General features: G+C 36.6%; 19 protein-coding genes. 8 read left to right on the top strand and 11 right to left on the bottom strand.

Annotated features, from left to right (window positions below; genetic code table 11):
- The first annotated feature begins 6 nt into the window (after nt 1-6).
- From secF to AM305_RS07300, 4 genes are all read left to right on the top strand, one after another.
- The gene (gene secF / locus AM305_RS07315) at nt 7-981 is read left to right on the top strand and encodes a protein translocase subunit SecF (protein WP_005824541.1); all 975 of its coding nucleotides are present in this window, start codon (nt 7-9) and stop codon (nt 979-981) included.
- Nucleotides 982-1,127: 146 nt separating this feature from the next.
- Nucleotides 1,128-1,631 (top strand): non-heme ferritin, encoded by a 504-nt coding sequence (gene ftnA, locus AM305_RS07310; RefSeq protein WP_005824540.1) that lies wholly within the window; start codon nt 1,128-1,130, stop codon nt 1,629-1,631.
- Nucleotides 1,631-2,128 carry a non-heme ferritin gene (gene ftnA, locus AM305_RS07305; protein WP_005824538.1) on the top strand — a complete coding sequence of 166 codons (498 nt, stop codon included), beginning with the start codon at nt 1,631-1,633 and terminating at the stop codon, nt 2,126-2,128. The genes ftnA (AM305_RS07310) and ftnA (AM305_RS07305) overlap by 1 nt, the downstream gene beginning before the upstream one ends.
- A 160-nt stretch (nt 2,129-2,288) precedes the next feature.
- A complete protein-coding gene (locus AM305_RS07300) occupies nt 2,289-3,590 on the top strand; it encodes an NCS2 family permease (RefSeq protein ID WP_005824537.1) in 1,302 nt (433 codons plus the stop codon).
- 64 nt (nt 3,591-3,654) lie between these two features.
- Here AM305_RS07300 and AM305_RS07295 read toward each other — a convergent pair whose 3' ends face one another.
- From AM305_RS07295 to AM305_RS07285, 3 genes are all read right to left on the bottom strand, one after another.
- Complete coding sequence (locus tag AM305_RS07295; RefSeq protein ID WP_005824536.1) at nt 3,655-5,016, bottom strand: phospholipase D-like domain-containing protein; 1,362 nt, start codon at nt 5,014-5,016, stop codon at nt 3,655-3,657.
- Between the two features lie 2 nt (nt 5,017-5,018).
- Entirely contained in the window at nt 5,019-5,672 is a 654-nt protein-coding gene (locus AM305_RS11845; protein ID WP_005824535.1) for a leucine-rich repeat domain-containing protein, read from the bottom strand.
- Nucleotides 5,673-5,733: 61 nt separating this feature from the next.
- Complete coding sequence (locus AM305_RS07285; protein ID WP_005824534.1) at nt 5,734-6,270, bottom strand: hypothetical protein; 537 nt, start codon at nt 6,268-6,270, stop codon at nt 5,734-5,736.
- 112 nt (nt 6,271-6,382) lie between these two features.
- Between AM305_RS07285 and AM305_RS07280 the strand changes: the two genes are divergently transcribed.
- A complete protein-coding gene (locus AM305_RS07280; protein WP_005824533.1) occupies nt 6,383-6,775 on the top strand; it encodes a helix-turn-helix domain-containing protein in 393 nt (130 codons plus the stop codon).
- Nucleotides 6,776-6,848: 73 nt separating this feature from the next.
- On the opposite strand, the gene AM305_RS07275 is transcribed toward AM305_RS07280, so the two are convergent.
- From AM305_RS07275 to nhaB, 4 genes are all read right to left on the bottom strand, one after another.
- On the bottom strand, nt 6,849-7,934 hold the full coding sequence (locus tag AM305_RS07275; protein ID WP_005824532.1) for a metallophosphoesterase: 1,086 nt from the start codon (nt 7,932-7,934) through the stop codon (nt 6,849-6,851).
- An 83-nt stretch (nt 7,935-8,017) separates the two neighbouring features.
- Complete coding sequence (metC, locus tag AM305_RS07270; protein WP_005824530.1) at nt 8,018-9,211, bottom strand: cystathionine beta-lyase; 1,194 nt, start codon at nt 9,209-9,211, stop codon at nt 8,018-8,020.
- A gap of 222 nt (nt 9,212-9,433) precedes the next feature.
- Nucleotides 9,434-9,973, bottom strand: coding sequence for a disulfide bond formation protein DsbB (dsbB, locus tag AM305_RS07265; protein WP_005824528.1), 540 nt, complete (start codon nt 9,971-9,973; stop codon nt 9,434-9,436).
- A gap of 214 nt (nt 9,974-10,187) precedes the next feature.
- Nucleotides 10,188-11,729 carry a sodium/proton antiporter NhaB gene (nhaB, locus tag AM305_RS07260; RefSeq protein WP_005824526.1) on the bottom strand — a complete coding sequence of 514 codons (1,542 nt, stop codon included), beginning with the start codon at nt 11,727-11,729 and terminating at the stop codon, nt 10,188-10,190.
- Nucleotides 11,730-11,907: 178 nt separating this feature from the next.
- Between nhaB and fadR the strand changes: the two genes are divergently transcribed.
- Together fadR and AM305_RS07250 are read left to right on the top strand one after the other, a co-directional pair.
- Nucleotides 11,908-12,633 carry a fatty acid metabolism transcriptional regulator FadR gene (gene fadR, locus AM305_RS07255; protein WP_005824524.1) on the top strand — a complete coding sequence of 242 codons (726 nt, stop codon included), beginning with the start codon at nt 11,908-11,910 and terminating at the stop codon, nt 12,631-12,633.
- A 9-nt stretch (nt 12,634-12,642) separates the two neighbouring features.
- Nucleotides 12,643-13,719: a PhoH family protein gene (locus tag AM305_RS07250; RefSeq protein ID WP_035294217.1), complete on the top strand. Its 1,077-nt coding sequence runs from the start codon at nt 12,643-12,645 to the stop codon at nt 13,717-13,719.
- Between the two features lie 67 nt (nt 13,720-13,786).
- Here AM305_RS07250 and ilvY read toward each other — a convergent pair whose 3' ends face one another.
- The 4 genes from ilvY to rpmE all read right to left on the bottom strand — a co-directional run bounded on the left by ilvY (nt 13,787) and on the right by rpmE (nt 17,063).
- On the bottom strand, nt 13,787-14,665 hold the full coding sequence (gene ilvY, locus AM305_RS07245; protein WP_005824520.1) for an HTH-type transcriptional activator IlvY: 879 nt from the start codon (nt 14,663-14,665) through the stop codon (nt 13,787-13,789).
- Between the two features lie 30 nt (nt 14,666-14,695).
- Nucleotides 14,696-15,736, bottom strand: coding sequence for a glycosyltransferase family 9 protein (locus AM305_RS07240; protein WP_005824518.1), 1,041 nt, complete (start codon nt 15,734-15,736; stop codon nt 14,696-14,698).
- Nucleotides 15,711-16,781: a WaaS/CpsH family glycosyltransferase gene (locus AM305_RS07235; RefSeq protein ID WP_005824516.1), complete on the bottom strand. Its 1,071-nt coding sequence runs from the start codon at nt 16,779-16,781 to the stop codon at nt 15,711-15,713. Before AM305_RS07235 ends, AM305_RS07240 begins: the two co-directional genes overlap by 26 nt.
- Nucleotides 16,782-16,850: 69 nt before the next feature.
- Nucleotides 16,851-17,063, bottom strand: a complete 213-nt coding sequence (rpmE, locus tag AM305_RS07230) for a 50S ribosomal protein L31 (protein ID WP_005820477.1) — start codon at nt 17,061-17,063, stop codon at nt 16,851-16,853.
- A gap of 271 nt (nt 17,064-17,334) precedes the next feature.
- Here rpmE and tkt point away from each other — a divergent pair, with 271 nt between their 5' ends.
- A complete protein-coding gene (tkt, locus tag AM305_RS07225) occupies nt 17,335-19,341 on the top strand; it encodes a transketolase (protein ID WP_005824514.1) in 2,007 nt (668 codons plus the stop codon).
- Nucleotides 19,342-19,486: the final 145 nt, after the last annotated feature.

Here is a 19,486-nt window from a genome sequence, read left to right as displayed (position 1 = left end):
GCATAAATGGCAACAATTCAAAAAGAAAAAGATGCTTCGGAGATTAAACTACCCTATAAGCTGATTCCATTTATGAAATACCGTTATGTGGGGTTTGTTTTTTCTCTTATTCTTACAGCGCTTTGTATTTTTTCAATTGCGACAAAAGGATTTAACTGGGGATTAGATTTCACCGGCGGTACAGTAATTGAAACCAGCTTCTCTCAACCGGCAGACTTGGAAAAAGTACGCTCAACCTTAGAGAAAAATGGCTATGGAAGTGCACTTGTTCAAACAACAGGTAGTCAAAAAGATATCATGATCCGCTTGCCGGCATCAGCAGGTGATAAAGATCTAGGCAATAAAATCATGAATATGGTTCATCAAGATCTTGATGCTGGTGCAACGATCAAAAGCGTGGAGTTCGTAGGACCAAACGTAGGTGAAGAACTGACCCAAGGTGCGATTTATGCGACATTGGCCACTTTAGGTATGTTACTACTTTATGTAGGAACACGCTTTGAAGTGAGAATGGCATTCGGCGGTATCTTGGCGCTTTTCCACGATGTTTTAGTAACATTGGGCGTATTCTCATTTTTACAAATTGAGATTGATTTAACCTTTGTGGCTGCGATTTTATCGGTGGTTGGTTATTCGTTAAATGACTCTATTGTTGTATTTGACCGAGTAAGGGAAAACTTCAGTAAAATTCGCCGAGTAAGCTCAATTGAAGTTATTGATATTTCATTAAGCCAAACTTTATCAAGAACATTGATGACCTCAATTACCACGCTTTTTGTGGTAGCGGCATTATTTTGGTTTGGTGGTCCAACTATTCATAACTTCTCATTAGCGTTATTGATTGGTATCGGTTTTGGTACTTACTCATCAATCTATATTGCTATTGGTGTCGCACTTCAATTAGGTTTAGATAGAGAACATATGAATAAGCCTGTTGTTGAAAAAGAGGGTGCAAATACCGAATCATTTATTGATTACTAAAATTAGTTATTGATTATAATCTAGGCAATGGTTATAATCTCAGCATCAAAAGGGCAAGAATTTTCTTGCCCTTTGTCGTTTTTTATTTTGGTAGTGAGATTGGCTCTCATTTTTTATCAAGGTTATTTAGATTCAGGGGAACAAATATGTTACAAAAATCGATCATTGATAAACTCAATGAACAGATTAACTTAGAATTCTATTCTTCTAACGTTTATCTACAAATGTCTGCTTGGTGTTCAAAAAACGGTTTTGCAGGGGCAGCTGAATTTTTATTACGCCATGCTGATGAAGAACTAGAACATATGCAAAAGTTGTTTGATTATGTTTGTGAAACAGGTGCAATGCCACTTTTAGGCAAAATTGAAGCGCCTTGCAAAGAGTATGCTTCATTAAAAGAGTTATTTGATATTGTTTTTGAACACGAAAAATTTGTTACCTCAAAAATCAATGAATTAGTTGAAGTGACTTTTGCGGCTAAAGATTATTCCACATTTAATTTCTTACAATGGTACGTTGCTGAACAGCATGAAGAAGAGAAGCTATTTGGCGAGATCCTCGATAAATTTGTGGTGGCAGGCGAAACAGGTAAATCACTTTACTTTATCGATAAAGATTTAGAAACCTTAGATCAACAAGGAGCGGCATAATGTTATCGCAAAATATCATCAAGTATTTAAATGATCAGCTTAATTTAGAATTTTATTCTTCGAATGTGTATCTGCAAATGTCTGCTTGGGCAGATAACAACGGTTTTGCAGGAGCAGCTAAATTCTTAAAAGCACATGCAACGGAAGAGATGGAGCATATGCGCCGTTTATTTACCTACTTAAATGAAACGGGCGCATTGGCGGAAATCTATGCTATTGAAGCACCTCAAGCCGAGTATGATTCTCTAAAATCACTGTTTGAGATTGTATTAGAACACGAAAAACACGTTACAGCTAAAATTAATGAGCTTGTAGGCGTTTCTTTTGAAGCAAAAGATTACTCAACCTTCAATTTCTTACAATGGTATGTGGCAGAACAGCACGAAGAAGAGTATTTATTTAACTCAATTTTAGATAAATTCAAACTTCTTGGCGAAGATGGTAAAGCACTATACTATATTGATAAGGATTTAGAAAAAATGGCGGATAGCCACTAATTTTAAATCGTTTGAAGGAATCAAGCGGTCTAATTTCTCTTATTTTTTGCAAATGAGAGCATAAATTAGACCGCTTTTCTTTCTAATGTATCGCAAACGTTTGCTTAAGTTATTGCATTTATGTAAAATTTGCCCCTATTTTATTTTCTTAGAGGTTCTTATGTCTTTATTTAAATTTGAAGAACGTGGCACTAATTCTCGCCAAGAGATTGTGGCGGGTTTAACCACTTTCTTAGCAATGGTTTATTCCATTATTGTTGTGCCTGGAATGTTAAGCCAAGCAGGATTTCCGGCTGAATCGGTCTTTATTGCAACCTGTTTAGTTTCGGGCTTAGGCTCAATTCTGATTGGTTTATGGGCAAATGTGCCAATGGCAATTGGTAGCGCTATTTCCTTAACGGCTTTTACCGCATTTAGCTTAGTGTTAGGGCAGGGTATTTCAATTCCTGTTGCGCTTGGTGCAATTTTCTTAATGGGGGCAGTATTTACCCTTATTTCCGTAACAGGTATTCGTGCTTGGATTTTACGTAACCTACCTTCAAGCATTGCTCACGGTGCAGGTATTGGGATTGGTTTATTCCTATTGTTAATTGCAGCAACCAACGTGAAATTAGTGATTAACAGCGGTATTGATATCCCAGTAAAAATGGGCGATTTTACCTCTTTCCCTGTGCTAATGTCGTTACTTGGTTTAGCGGCAATTATTGGTCTTGAAAAGTTAAAAGTAAAAGGTTCTATTTTATGGGTAATTATTGCCATTACGATTATCGGCTTAATTTTTGACCCGAATGTAAAATATGCCGGTTTCTTCAAAATGCCAAGTTTTGGTGAGCAATCGCTTTTCCTCCAATTAGATGTGATGGGCGCATTAAATACAGCAATTTTACCGGTAGTATTTGCGTTAGTTATGACGGCTATTTTTGATGCAACAGGAACCATTCGTGCCGTTGCAGGGCAAGCTAACTTATTAGATAAAGACGGACAAATTATCAATGGTGGGCGTGCTTTAACTTCAGACTCATTAGGTTCTGTATTGTCAGGCTTATTTGGTACTGCACCGGCAGCCGTTTATATCGAATCTGCTGCTGGTACAGCCGTTGGCGGTAAAACAGGTTTAACGGCAGTTGTTGTGGGGATTGGCTTCTTACTTATGCTTTTCTTCCAACCATTAGCGTTTTTAGTCCCAAGTTATGCGACTGCGCCGGCATTGATGTACGTAGGTTTATTGATGTTAAGCAATGTATCGAAATTAGATTTTGATGATTTTGTTGGCGCAATGGCAGGGCTTGTGTGTGCGGTATTTATTGTTTTAACTGCAAATATTGTTACCGGTATTATGCTTGGTTTTGCAAGCTTAGTGATTGGTCGAATTATCTCAGGCGAATTTAAAAAGCTAAATATCGGAACAGTCATTATCGCGATCATTTTAGTCGCATTTTATGCGTTTGAATTGGCGATTTAATTAAATATAAATTAAAATTTTTCGCTCCCTCGTGGAGGGAGCGATATGTAGAGAAAATAAAGGATTATCCATCTAATTCATTTTCAAGGCGTTCGATCTCGCCTTTTAGCTGTTCTCGTATGCGGTCAAAATATTCATCCCAATCTTCGATTTCTGAAATGGTTTGATATTCTTCGCTTTCCTTAATTGCATAAATTTCTGCTTCAAGAGCTTGGATTTTTTCACGCAAACGCCTAATTTCGAGTTGTAGCTTCTCTTTTTCACTAATAGACGCCGTACGAGATTTAAAGAATTTACCTTGTTCCAAATCATCTAAAATTTCTTGCACTAAGGCTAAATTATTTTCCTCATAGGCTTGTTTTAATTTGGTAAAGGTTTCCGTAGCATCTTCTTTCATCTCTTCAGCCACTTTATCAGGGTGGCATAAAATACTGGCTTTTTTATAGGCACGTTTTAAGGCTTTTTGATCATCTTCGCTTAAGGTTTGGATCTCTTTGGCATTTTCTTCTTCAAGCTGTTGATGATATTCACGCTCGTCTTGCTCTGCTTCGGCAAATTTTTCATCGTCCCACACAAATTTTAATTTACGCAAATGCAACAAACGAGAAATATACTTCCCAAGTTCTTTAGTATGGCGATGTTGGAACAACGTTAAGGTTTTTTCTAATTCCGTTTTTTCATCATCATAGGCATTGAGCTGATGTTCCAAATGACGAATTTCCAGTTTTAGTGCCGCAATATCCACTTCGCCATAAACAACAATTTGATGATTACGTTTAATAAATTCATCAATTAATTCCACCGCTTGTGAAAAAGCGTTTTGAGATAACGCTCGAATAATTTGAGCAATATCTTGTTGGAATTGATAAACCGATAATTTACGGCTTTCACGCTCAATATCTTCATCATCTTCTAAAATAACGTAATTTTTAAGAATTTCTAACCGCTTAATCACCTTCGCTACTGGAAATTCAAGGGCTTCTTGGTGAGCAAAATAGCTATCACGAATTTGTTTAAATTGAGCAATAAATTGATCCGCTAATTCAAAATCATCGGTGGTAATCACAATATTTTCGTGATTATTTTTTTCGGCTTTATAACTCCAGTTATAAGATCCTGTCATCACTACTCTACGATCAATGACACAAAATTTATTGTGCATTAAATCGCTTTTGCCGTCGCCTACCAAATAAGCAACAGAGTTGCCTATTTTCAGGCGAGAAAAATCCAGCGAACTATTTTGATTAATTTCATCATTTGAAAGTAACAGTTGAACCGTTACACCTGACTTTGCTTTATCCACCAAAATATTAAATAAATCTCGGTTAGTCAGCCAAGCCACTGCAATATAAATTGAGCTTTCCGCTTGGGAAAGCTCAGTGCTGATACGATCAGCGATGTTTGAAAAAAGGGCTTCGGTTTGCATAGTTAATAAATAATCCAACAATTAGGTAATTTAGATTGCAACCAGTCAATATTTGGCTGAGATATAGGAGTTAAGCCTAAATGTAACGTTTCTAAATTCTCTAGTGTAGCTAATGGCGAGATATCTTGGATTTGATTACGTCCAAGATCTAGAGATATAAGTTGTGTCAAATGTCTTAATGCTGAAATATTTCGGATTTGATTAGCATGAAGCGCAAGTTCTGTAAGTTGTGTCAAATTCCCCAATGCTGAAATATCTTGTATTTTATTAACATCAAGTCTCAGACGTGTAAGTTTTGTTAAATTCCCCAATGTTGAAATATCTTGAATTTGATTATATCTAAGATCTAGAGATGTAAGTTGTGTCAAATTTCCCAATGGTGAAATATCTTGAATTTGATTCTTACAAATCTTAAGTTTTGTAGTATCAAATAATGTAATATTAAATAACTTTTCTAGATAGAAATCTGGTTTCTGATTAAACTCTATTTCTGAGGCTTTTAATTCAGACAAAAATATATTCTTCCAATCATATGAAAGAGAATTCCACCAAGCCAATTTATCCAATGAATTTGGTAATAGCTTATTCAAAACACTGATTGAACGTTGTACATTCGCTAGTGCTTTATTCCCTGTTAAAATAAGATCGTTTGCCATATTTACTCCAATAAATTCCTTATAATCTTCTCGTTTATCTTGCTCAAAAAAATAATATAAATTAGCGATTAGATACGCCCATTTTCTTGTATATAAGATTAAATAAATGTTGCTTTTCTATTGATAACTCTGATGATACACGATTTATATCGTCTAATTTTGCTAATAAAAACTTTAATTGAACCGAATTGCTGTCTTTTTTATAACTAATCTTTTTGTCAGTTAGTTCTGCAGTAATCTCTTTAATTTTTTGTAAAATATCGTTTATCCTTCTGACAGATTGAGTGATTTTTTTATCACTGGAAATGATATTAAGATAATTTTCCAACTCTCTAAAATCAAAATAAAAATGCGGATAGCATTCAAAAAACATCTCTACATTATCAACAACATAAATTGGGATGTACTCAATTAACTTATCTTTTAGATCATTAAATAATCTATCTAATTCTCTTAATTGCTCATAAAGGTGCAAATTTCGACTTTGTCGATAAGAAGAATAAGAAATAACAAAAGTGGCTATCCCACTAAACCAGCTCGCCCATTCAATTTCACATAGCTTAATAGCGGACAAATAAGGTAATAACTCATCACACATAATGTATTCATCACAAAATAGACATATTTCATATTCTACAAATCGCTCACTTATGCTACAATCCACAAAACATTCACATTACCACCCTAAAAAGTACTGATAAGGCAAGGCTATGAATATCAATGATAAAATCCGTTTATTTCGTGAAGATCATCAACTTTCACAAGAAGAAATGGCGACTAAATTAAGTATGTCCACCAAGGGATATGCCAAAATTGAGCGTGGTGAAACTCGAGTGAATTTTGAAAGATTAGAACAAATATTGGGTGTATTAAATGCGGATATTTATGAATTATTAACTTATGGGGAAAATAAAGGGATTACTATTAGTACAGGAAATAATAATACCAATGCAAGTTCAAATATATTTTTAGGTAGTGATGATGTTGAAAAATTAAATTTAATGCTTGCTCATAAAGATGAAATTATTAAATTAAAAGATGATGTAATTGAAAGCTTAAGAAATGAAATTAGTTTATTAAAAGAAAAATTAAATATAGCGTAGAAATAATAAAAATACGATTTGGTATTTTTTATATCAGAAAATTTGAACGGCTACTTTCGTAGCCGTTTCTTTTTTATTTCCCTTTCACATCAATAATCAAAACTTCAGATTGAGAGCCTAATCGCATTGGAATTCCCCAAAATCCATAGCCTGATGTAACAAAGAAATGTCCGTTTTCGATTTTTTCATAGCCATAATCTAATCGATACATTAACGAAGTAACGATATTCGCAGGGAATATTTGTCCTTTATGAGTATGACCTGAAACCTGAATATCTATCGGTAATTTTGAATGTTCTTCAATTTGTGTTGGGCGATGATCTAACAAAAAGGTCGGTAGCCTTGTATTAACGTCTTTTAAAAGCTGTTCTGCGCTAGGGCGGTTTTTTACTAAATCATCATTACGACCAATAATAGTAAATTTTCCTTCAATTTCGACCGCTTGATCCCATAAAACAGTAATGCCTGCTTTGCGAATTTCTTCAGCAATGGCATTTTGAGCCCCAAGGAAATCATGATTACCCAATGTAGCATAAACGCCTAAAGGTGCTTTTAATTTGGCAAGATGTGGCTGCATATTTTCTGCTACATAAGCAGACACATTATCATCCATAATGTCGCCTGGCAGTAGGATTAAATCGACTTTTTCTTGATTAAAAATCTTCGCTAATTGATCAAGTTGTGTTGCACCAAAGAATTTACCAAGATGGAAATCGCTTGCGACACCTATGCGAAGAGGCGAAATGGGTTTATCCAGCGTAATTTGATAATGAATAACTTTAGGCACATAAGCATTATAAATCGTCAAAGCCATCAAACCGGCGAGTACGGGTAAATAAGCTATTTTTAGCCACTTATTTAACCGATCAACAGGAATGATAAGTTTCCCAAATGTGTAAATCAGCATTGTTCCTAATCGAACAAAAAAGATAAACGTCAGAAAAGCAAGAATGAATGCAACAAAACGAAAGCTTTGGAAGGTTTTGAAAAATTGCAGAAAAATCAGCCCATTGGCAAGCAAATAGCTGGTAAATGTTACGATCTTACGCTTTTTATCGGATAAATTGCCCAGCCAGCCTATCGTGCGAGAGAAATTAAGTACCAATAATTGCAATGTAATAAACGCAATAGCAAAAGTAATATAGTGACGATATTCCAAGATAATCTCCAAAATGTGTAAAAATCCCTAATAAACCCAGCTTTGTGCCGTGTTTGTTAGGGATTAGAGTAATAGTAAAGGGATTAGTTCAGGCGATCAAAACCTTGTTCAAGATCGGCAATGAGATCTTCAACTGCTTCTAAACCGACATTTAGACGAATTAGGGTTCCGGTTAATTTACGTTCAATCGCTGGGCGAATGCGAGCGATTTCTTCCGGCTGATTGGCCAAAATCAACGACTCAAAGCCTCCCCAAGAGTACGCCATTGTGAAGATTTTAAAATGGTCGAGGAAATTAGAAAGCTGCTCATCGGTTAATTTTTCGTAAAGTTCGAAGGAAAACACACCGCTTGCGCCTTTGAAATCCCGTTTAAAGAATTCATATCCTAAGCAACTTGGTAACGCAGGGTGGTAAACCGCTTTGACTTCAGGGCGTTGAGAAAGCCAGTTAGCAATAGCTATGCTGCTTTTTTCTTGCTCTTTTAAGCGAATACCGAGGGTTCGAATACCTCTAGCGGTCATATAAGCAGTATCAGCATCAACCATTTGCCCCATTAAATAAGAACGCTCACGGAGCTGATCCCAACAACGTGCATTTGATACGGCAGTACCAATCATTGCATCAGAATGTCCGACAAGATATTTCGTACCGGCTTGAATAGAAATATCAATACCAAATTCAAGAGCAGGGAAGAGAACGCCAGCAGCCCAAGTATTATCAATCATAATCACAATTTCAGGATTAATTTCTCGAGCAATACGCACCAACGTTGGAATATCCGGCACTTCTAGAGTAAGTGAACTTGGGCTTTCTAAGAAGAGAACTTTTGTATTTGACTGGATCAGAGAACGGATACCTTCGCCAATCATCGGATCATAAAAAGTTGTATTGATGCCAAGATTTTTTAGAATAACGTTACAAAAATCTTGAGTCGGCTCATAGGCAGCACCTGTCATTAAAATATGATCGCCTTGTGAAACAAAGGCTAAAATTGCATTGGTTACAGCCGCCGCACCGCAAGGGTAGAGGTAACAACCAGCACCTCCTTCTAATTCACACATCATATCTTGTAATGCAAAGTGCGTTAATGTTCCTCGTCTGCCATAAAATAATTCGCCTTTGTAGCGGTTTCGAGTGGCGTGTTTTTTATCGGCAACGGTGTTAAAAACCAATGAAGAGGCTCGTTGGATAACGGGATTAACCGAACCTTGGGTATAACGTGATTTTCGCCCTGCGTGAACAAGGGTTGTCTCGAGAGTTTTGTTGTGATTTGACATATTTCTTTTCTTCTAAGTAGTAACGAGGTAAATGAAAAGCGGTTAAATTTTGTAGAAATTTTGCGAATTATGTTATTTCACTATTATTGGTAGGGGCAAATTATATTTGCCCCATAGGCATCGCCGGAACATCAGGGCGAATGTAATTCGCCCCTACAAAAATAGATCTTTACGCAGTTTTATATCATTCGCAAATTTTTTGCAATATTTGACCGCTTGAAGTTATCTAAAAACAGAGCGATATTGCTGTCTGCTTTTTTTAAATTGACTAATAAGAACTAAAACAAAAAAGAGGCTAAATAGACCAAAGGCTAAAATTAACCATTGCGGCATTCCCCAACCTAACATTTCCCATTGACTTTGACTACAATTTACCGGGCCGGGCGCAAAAATATCAGGAAACCATTTATCAAACGGCATTGTTTGAGGGAAATCAGGTTTAAATTCACATTGGTTCCAAGGTGATGGGTTAAGTTGGTAATCGGTATGTTTAATGGCTAAAAGTAATCCCTTAATCGCACTAAATCCCCATAAGGCAAGAGCAAGCCAACGGAAAAAAGCGAAACGAGGAGCGATGGCTCCAAGTAGTCCGGCGATTACCAGCCCAAAAATCGCAAGGCGTTCATAAACGCACATTACACAGGGTTGAAGCCCCATTCCGTGTTGAAAATACAAACCTGTTGCTTCTAATACAAAGGCAACAAAAGCAAGAAAGAGCCAAGCTGTTCGGCTTAGAGAAAGGTTTTTAAAGAATGTGAGCATAGAGTCCCCTTTTCATTGATTTAATCCATTGTAGCAATTCTTATTCAGAGGCGAAAGTATAAAAAACAATTAGGCGGATAAAACCGCCTAATTCAAACTACTAACCCTATACGAGCCGTATAGGGTTACTTAATCTGAGCCCGCTCTGCGGCTCTTTTTTCAGCCCCAGCGGGGCTGGGCTTGACTAGCCTAGTACGACTCGTGCTAGATTATTTTATCTTGTGATAATCCAACCCCATTGTGTCATCAACTCTGTACATTTTGGTAAGAGGTATTCAAGTGATAAGAAACCTACGCCAGAAAGGACGATACTATATGGTAATGCCATATACACCATTTTTCCGTAAGAGAGGCGAATAAGTGGTGCAAAAGCAGAGGTTAATAAGAACAAGAATGCAGCTTGTCCGTTTGGTGTTGCAACTGATGGTAAGTTGGTACCAGTATTGATTGCCACTGCGATTAGATCAAATTGTTCTCTGCTAATAATACCTGAAGTAAAGGCTGTTTTCGCTTCATTGATATAAACGGTTCCTACGAAGACGTTATCTGAAATCATAGAAAGTAAACCATTGAAAACATAGAACAATGAAAGCTGTGATTGTGAATCAGCCGATAATACAAATTGGATAATTGGCTCAAAGAGTTTGAGGTCAATAATCACGGCAACGACTGAGAAGAAAACGACTAATAAAGCACAGAACGGCATTGATTCTTGGAAAGAACGCCCGATGGTATGTTCGTCTGTAATACCACAAAAAGCGGTGGTAAAGATAATCACAGTTAAACCAATAATACCAACATCAGCAAGGTGAAGTGCTAAACCAAAAATTAACCACACGCCGGCAACAGCTTGAATCCCCATTTTTAGGCGATCTTGTTTGGTCATTTTGCGTTCTCTGGATTGGTTATAACGCGCTAATACTACCCAAACTTTTTTTGGTAGTTTTGCACCATAACCAAAAATTTTAAAGTGTTCTACGGCTAAGCAAGTCATTGCTCCACAAATGAGAACAGGTAAACTAATTGGTAAAACCCGTAATAAAAATTCTACAAAGCCCCATTCAGCTTGACCGGCAATAATAAGATTCTGCGGCTCTCCCACCATTGTCATTACGCCACCAAGCGCAGAACCGACACCGGCATGCATTAGAAGGCTACGTAAGAATGCACGGAATTGGTCGAGGATTTCTTTTTTACTTTGAATTTTGTCATCGTTGGTTATGTCGGTAGAATCTTCAAAGCTATTACCTGAAGCAACTTTGTGATAAACACCGTAGAAACCGGTTCCAACACTGATAATCACGGCAATAACGGTTAGTGCATCAAGGAAAGCAGATAAAAATGCAGCACTTAAACAAAATGCTAAGGCAAGTAATTTTTTTGAATGGATTGCGATCAGTAATTTTGTGAAAACGTGCAATAAAAGCTGTTTCATAAAATAGATACCGGCAACCATAAACATTAAGAGTAGGATAACATCAAAGTTTGCCATCACTTCTTGTTTGATATGATGTGGGCTTGTCATACCGATGATAACGGCTTCAATGGCTAATAATCCACCTGGTTGTAATGGATAGCATTTTAACGCCATCGATAGTGTAAAAATAAATTCTGCAACTAATACCCAACCAGCAACAAACGGACTCACGCAGAAATAAAGTACAGGATTGATGGTTAAGAAGCCTAGAATACACAATTTATACCAATCAGGGCTTTTGCCTAGAAAGGATTTGAAGAATACCTGAGTACCTTCCATAAACGAACTCCTTTTATAATTTTAAATGCGTGAGTTTGCAATATAATGTAAATTAGGCGACAATACAATGTACTCAAATTGCCTATTTAATACTATTTAGGTAAATTTTGATCATTATTAAAAATAACAAATAATTTTAGGTATTTTCATCAGATACGCCTAAAATGAGGAATTTTATTTGGATAACACAACGCTTTTAAAAGCTCAAAGCCCGGCGGCATTGGCAGAGGAATATATTGTCAAATGCATTTGGAACAACCATTTTCCGGCAGGAAGTGATTTACCGGCAGAACGAGAGTTAGCGGAAAGAATAGGCGTTACCCGAACAACTTTAAGAGAAGTTTTACAGCGCCTTGCAAGAGATGGCTGGCTACAGATTCAGCACGGAAAACCTACAAAAGTCAATAATATTTGGGAAACTGCAGGGCCGAATATTTTGGGGACAATTCTTAATTTAGATCCGCTATCTGCTCCTCTCATTATTTCAAATGTGCTGTCGTTGCGCACACGAATGTCAGAGTATTACATTCAAGAGGCGATTAGAATTTCATCAGCCGAGGCTTTATTACTGTTTGATGGCTTAGATACGCTTGAAGATAGCGCAGAGGCTTTCGCATTGTTTGATTATTCGCTTTATCGCCAGCTAACCTTTATCGCCAATAAACCTGTTTATGCGCTGATTTTTAATAGCTTTAAAAGTACTTACATTCAAGTAGCTTCGCTGTTCTTTGAAAAAGAGGAGGCTCGCCAGTTGTCATTAGCTTTTTATCAAGAGCTTAAAGATTTATGTCAAAAGGCAGATCATCAAGCCGTTGCAGATTGCTTAGTTCGAAATCGTCAAAATAGTAGTATTCGTTGGGCAGAAATTTTACAGCAGCTTCCTGCAAATTTTACGGATAAATAGGAAATGAGTGTGAATGAAATCGTTTTTAGTTTAACACCGGAAGATAATGCTCGCTTGCAATCGCTTTGCGGTGCTTTTGATGAACATTTAGCGTTGATTGAAAAAAGTTTCAACATTGTTATTGCTCGTCAAGGTTTTTTATTTACCATTCAACCGGCAGAAGAAAATCACTATAGCCATTATCTTTTGCAAAATAGTGCAAAATTGATTCAGCAACTTTACGTTGAAACAGCACCCATTAAGGGGAAAATCAAAGAACTGGATTTAGAATATATCCATTTAGCGATCCAAGAAAGCCGAATGTTATTGCAAAATCAATGGCAATCACAAGGCGAGATTACGATCAAAACTAAACGAGGTGTGATTAAGCCTAGAGGCGAACATCAACAAGCGTATTTACGCAATATTCTCAATCACGATATTAGCTTTGGGATTGGACCTGCCGGCACAGGGAAAACATTTCTTGCCGTAGCAGCTGCGGTGGAGTCTTTAGAACGTCAAGAAATTCGCCGTATTTTATTGACACGACCAGCCGTTGAAGCGGGCGAAAAATTAGGTTTTTTACCAGGGGATCTCGGGCAAAAAATCGAACCTTATTTACGTCCGCTTTATGATGCCTTGTTTGAAATGTTAGGGTTTGAACGTGCGCAAAAATTGATGGAGCGAGGCGTGATTGAAATTGCGCCGCTTGCGTATATGCGAGGAAGAACCCTAAACGATGCATTTATTATTTTAGATGAGAGCCAAAATACAACGACCGAGCAGATGAAAATGTTTTTAACCCGTATTGGTTTTAATTCTAAAGCGGTAATTACCGGCGATGTAACCCAAGTTGATTTACCAAGAAATCAAAAATCGGGATTAAAGCACGCGATGGACGTTTTAAAAGATGTGGAGGAGTTGAGCTTTAATTTCTTTGATAGCAAAGATATTGTTCGACACCCTGTGGTGGCGAAAATTGTACAAGCCTACGATGTTTGGGAGGCGGAAGACGAAATCCGCCAACAAGAGAGAAAACAACAGCGCCAGTTAGAAAAATTGGCATTAGAGCAGCAGAAGATTTTAGCTCAAGCTGAAGCATTATAAATGTGATTATTATAGAAACAAGCGGTTGAATTTGTTATGTATATTGCAAATTCAGCCGCTTGTTTTTCTAAGAAAGCAACGACCAAAACGCATGAATAATTGGCTCTTGCAATCGTTTATTTTGGACACAAACGCCTAATTCAAAGGGTAGAACCGGCGCAGGTAAGGTTAAATAAGAGACTTGATTTGCTACAGGGCTATGTTTTATAACAACATCAGGCAAAAGCGCTACGCCACAGCCTAAAGCAACCATTGGCACAATAGCTTCGTGTCCCGATACGGTGGCGTAAATTTTCGGATCTTTAATTTTCTGTTGTTTAAACCAAGCGTCTATTCTCTTCCGTGCAGGACCTTCAACGGGCAAAATAAAAGGCATATTTTGCCAATCTATTGGATCTTGCTGAAGTAATTGTGTAGCAGCGCAAGCTACCCGAGGCACAATTAACGATAAGGTAATATCATCAATATGTTGGAAATTAATGTTATTTGGCAAAGTATCAGGCTTGCCGGCAAGGGAAATATCCGCTTGCATTGATTGCACTAAATGAACCGCTTGAGCTGGATCCCCCGTCATAAGTTTAATTTCGACCTTAGGATAACGTTGGCGGAATTTTTCTAAAATGTTCGGCAGATGACTATAAGATGCCGTGACCGAACAAAATAGTCTCAATTCTCCCTCAAGTTCTCCTTTATTAGGCGAAAGCTGGCTTTGCAGCTGTTGCCAATCAGTCCAGCTTTGTTTTGCAAATTCTAAGAATTTTTCGCCCGCTTCTGTAAGTTTAACCTGTCGATTATCTCGCATTAACAACGGCTGCCCAATTTCTTCTTCAACTCGCTGAATATGTCGGGTAAGCGTTGAGGCACTCATATAGTTTTTTTCCGCAGTGCGAATAAAGCTACGAGTTTGCGTTAAATCTAAAAACAGTTTAAGGGATTGGAAGTCCATAGTTCTAAATTATAGCCCTTTAAATTATAGTTATGTTGTTTGTAACCATTCTGGTTTGATTTGAGCAAAATCCAATTCATTTACGCTTTTATAAAACCGAAGGACATGCGTTTCAGCTTGATTATAAGGGTGCCAATGCACAAAGTTTTCTTCATCTTGACTATAAAAAGCAATGATTGGCTTATTAAAGCCTGCTGCAATATGAACAATAGAAGTATCAGGTGAGATAACCATATCTGAATGTTTGATTAACTCAATAGTATGGAAAACGGTTTTTGTTTGCTCATAGACAAAAACATTCTTATATTGTTTTGCAAGCATTTGCATTTCGTCTATGACTTCCGGAAACGCAAGTAATACGATATTCATCGTATTACTACTTGTTAGATTATCTAACAACGCTTTCATTGATTTTTCATTGAAACGCCTTGCTGAACCAGCACCAAAAAAATTAACGGCGATGTAATGCTCCAGTTGTTTTATCTTTAAAAATTGCGCAATATCTTCACAACTTTTTTGATCAGATGGAATATCGTAATGGGTTGAAATATTTTTAAACCCAATAGCGGTTAGTGCTTTGTGATAAATATCTCTAAAATGGTTATTTTCAGCTTTTATGTTGATATTAAATAAGGCATAGTTTTCTTTTTTATAGCCAACATAATTTTTAGCTTTAATGAGACGTAAAAAGAGTAAATCTCTATTTCTTAGAGTTGTTGTAGGATCGATCACAAAATCAAAAGACTCTTTGGCAAGCTGTTTTCCACATCGAATATAATCTTTAATGTTTTTTGTTTTAACGAAATAGCGCTTATCAATATAAGGATTTTTCTCAAAAAGATAGGCATTTTTATAAGAACAAACGACCGCAATTTCGGTATCTGGAGACTGTTTTTTTATCTCTCTAAATACAAACGAACTCACAATATAGTCGCCAATTTTTCCATCATGACGAAGAAATAATACTTTTTTAGGCGGAAATGAAACATTTACAAGCGGTTGTTTTTTATCAAGAATTTTCTTGCCAATCGCTAAGCGAATATTTCTAAGATATTTTTTTATCTTCTTCATAATTATCTTCCGGTAATAAAATAGGTTGATGTGGCTGTATGTCAAGAACATAATTAATCCAATTTCTGAAACTATATTTTTCTTTAATTTCTTGAGCGACAGGTTGATAAGGTTTCTCTAAAAAATTTGGGATTTCATCAAAATTATTATCTAATATAAAGATATTATTTGGGTGATAAAAATCATACTTTTTGATCTCTTTGTTTGTGGTAATTAGTTTTTTATTATGACCTAGCGCTTCAAATGTTCGGAGTGAAAGCCCGTTATGTTCACTTATCACAAAATCGAGCAAGATCTTAGATTGTCTCGCAGACAGAAGATTATCTTTAAAATCTTTTACTTCATTAGGTTGTAAAATAGTTACATTTTTAGGATATAGTTTAGCTACATCATTTCTACGAACAGGGAGTACAATATTCATATTAATATTAAATCCCATTTTTTCAGCAAATTTAGCAAATTGAATAACTAATTCGCTGCGGTCATCTCTATGCGCCCCTAGATAATAAAAATCATATTGGCTAGGTAATGGTGTAAGATCAAAGTCAAAATAAAAACTTGTTGAAGGTAATAACCTATCATTTTTAGGCAAATCACTAGGATCAAAAACAAAAAATCGATCAAATAAATTGATATAGTTGTAAATATCTTTAAAACGATCCATTCCGTCCCATTGATAATTAACAACGAGACCATTTTTTGTTTTATTTCTTATATGTTCAATAAATCTCAAAGAGTAAAATTGAGCAAGAAAAAATAATGCGTAATCAAATTTTTCATTTTGGGGAAAAATTTTATCTAATTCTTGAGTTAATAATTTAGATTGTAAGTTTGTTTTTGCTTTTTTATCTTTTAATATAATTTTTCTTAATTTAACAATAAAATGATCCCAAAGAGATGGATATTTGAATTTATTCTTTTCTTTGTCATTTCTAGAAATGTTTATAACGTCAAAGTTATAGAACTTTAAATTTTTTTCTACTAATTCAGATATACCGTGTACTGTAGGAATAGCAAGCAGAATTTTTTTCTTTTGTTTAGTCATTCAGTAATTCTCCATCATCTAGATATAAAAAACCTCCGTTTTACGGAGGTTTTTTCAAAAAATTTCAAATTATTTTGTGCTTGGAATGCTGAAGCGTTTGTTGAAGCGTTCAACACGACCACCAGTATCAACAACACGTTGTTTACCAGTATAGAATGGGTGGCAGTTACCACACACATCAAGGTTTAAGTTTTTACCCACTGTTGAGCGAGTTTTGATTACGTTACCGCATGAACATGTTGCAGTAATTTCTGTATATTCTGGGTGAATACCTTTTTTCATTGGAGAACCTCATAAGAAGCCATATCGCTGCTTATCTTGTTTCATGATGAACCGCTGATAAGTACCATATGTAATTAATAAAAATGTTAAACAGATGTTTAACGCCTAAAAAGAGTGCGTATTTTAGACGAGATAAGTAAAGAGATCAAGCGGTAATTTCTGTGAGCGAGATCACAAAATCGAAGGATTTTTTTGAGTTTTACTTCAAACTTGATTACAATCACGAATACTCAAAAACAATCTTAAAAAAGTCAATTGACGGGAGAATATTATGGCTGAACGTAAAGTTTTAGCAAATGCCATCCGCGTATTAAGTATGGATGCGGTACAAAAAGCAAATTCAGGCCACCCTGGTGCGCCAATGGGAATGGCGGATATTGCAGAAGTATTATGGCGTGATTTTTTAAAGCACAACCCAACTAATCCAAAATGGGCAGATCGCGACCGCTTTGTATTATCAAACGGACACGGCTCTATGCTTATTTATAGCTTATTGCATTTAACGGGTTATGATTTATCGATTGAAGATTTAAAACAATTCCGTCAGTTACACTCAAAAACTCCAGGTCACCCTGAATATGGTTATGCTCCGGGTGTGGAAACAACAACAGGTCCTTTAGGTCAAGGCATTACCAATGCAGTTGGTATGGCAATTGCAGAAAAAACATTGGCAGCGCAATTTAACCGTGAAGGTCATGAGATTGTCGATCACTACACTTATGCATTCTTAGGTGATGGTTGCTTAATGGAAGGCGTTTCTCACGAAGCTTGTTCATTAGCAGGCACATTAGGTTTAGGCAAATTAATCGCATTCTACGATGACAACAATATTTCGATTGATGGTCATGTTGATGGCTGGTTTAGTGATGATACAGCACAACGCTTCGAAGCTTATGGCTGGCAAGTTATTCGTAATGTTGATGGACACAATGCTGAACAAATTAAATTTGCGATTGAAAATGCGCAAGCAGAGAAAGAACGCCCAACATTGATTATTTGCAAAACCATTATCGGTTATGGCTCACCAAATAAATGTAACTCGCACGATTGCCACGGCGCACCATTAGGCGAAACAGAAATTGCGGCAGCACGTGAATTCTTAAAATGGGAACACGCTCCGTTTGTTATTCCTACTGAAATCTATGCAGAATGGGACGCAAAAGCAAAAGGTGCAGTGGTTGAGAAAGAATGGAATGCAAAATTTGCTGCATATGAAGCGGCTTATCCTGAATTAGCCGCAGAATTTAAACGTCGTACAGCGGGCGAATTACCGGCAAATTGGGCAGCGGAAAGCCAAGCATTTATTGAAAAATTACAAGCAAATCCGGCCGCTATTGCAAGCCGTAAAGCTTCACAAAATGCAATCGAAGCTTATGCTCACATCTTACCTGAATTCTTAGGTGGTTCAGCAGACTTAGCAAGTTCTAACTTAACATTATGGTCTGGCTCTAAACCAATTCGTGCTGATCATAATGTTGATGGTAACTACATTAACTACGGCGTACGTGAATTCGGTATGTCAGCGATTATGAACGGTATTGCATTACACGGTGGTTTTATTCCTTATGGTGCAACATTCTTAATGTTCTATGAATATGCACACAATGCGGTACGTATGGCAGCACTGATGAAACAACGTTCATTATTTGTTTATACTCACGACTCAATCGGCTTAGGCGAAGATGGTCCTACACATCAACCGGTAGAACAAACCGCTTCATTACGCTATATTCCAAATTTAGAAACTTGGAGACCGTGTGACCAAGTTGAATCTGCAGTAGCGTGGAAAGCTGCAGTTGAGCGTAAAGATGGCCCAAGTGCGTTAATCTTTACTCGCCAAAACTTAGCACAACAAGAGCGTAATGCAGAAAAATTAGCAAACATTGCTAAAGGTGGTTATATTTTACGTGATTGTTGCGAAAAAGGTGATTGCCCGGATTTAATTCTGATTGCAACCGGTTCAGAAGTTGAATTAGCAATGAAAGCGGCAGATGTGCTTGCAGCAGAAGGCAAAAAAGTACGTGTTGTTTCTATGCCAAGTACAAACGTATTTGATAAACAAGATGCAGCATATCGTGAATCTGTATTGCCAAGCAATGTAACAAAACGTGTTGCTATTGAAGCACAACTTTCAGATTTCTGGTACAAATATGTTGGTTTTGAAGGTCGTATCGTAGGTATGAATACCTTTGGTGAATCAGCACCGGCAGGCGAGTTATTTAAACTCTTCGGCTTTACCGTTGAAAATGTGGTTGCAAAAGCAAAAGAGATTTTGTAATTAAATAGTTACGAATGATTTAAAGGATAACGCCGAGCGAAAGCTCGGTGTTTTTTATAAAAGTTTTACGATATTTATTATTGTATTACCAATAACAAAGCCTCCCAATCGGGAGGCTTTCAGATTACTGACAAACCTTTTTATT

The organism is Actinobacillus minor NM305 (assembly GCF_000175195.1).
GTDB lineage: Bacteria > Pseudomonadota > Gammaproteobacteria > Enterobacterales > Pasteurellaceae > Haemophilus_A > Haemophilus_A minor.
This window is presented reverse-complemented; position numbering and strand designations above follow the sequence as displayed.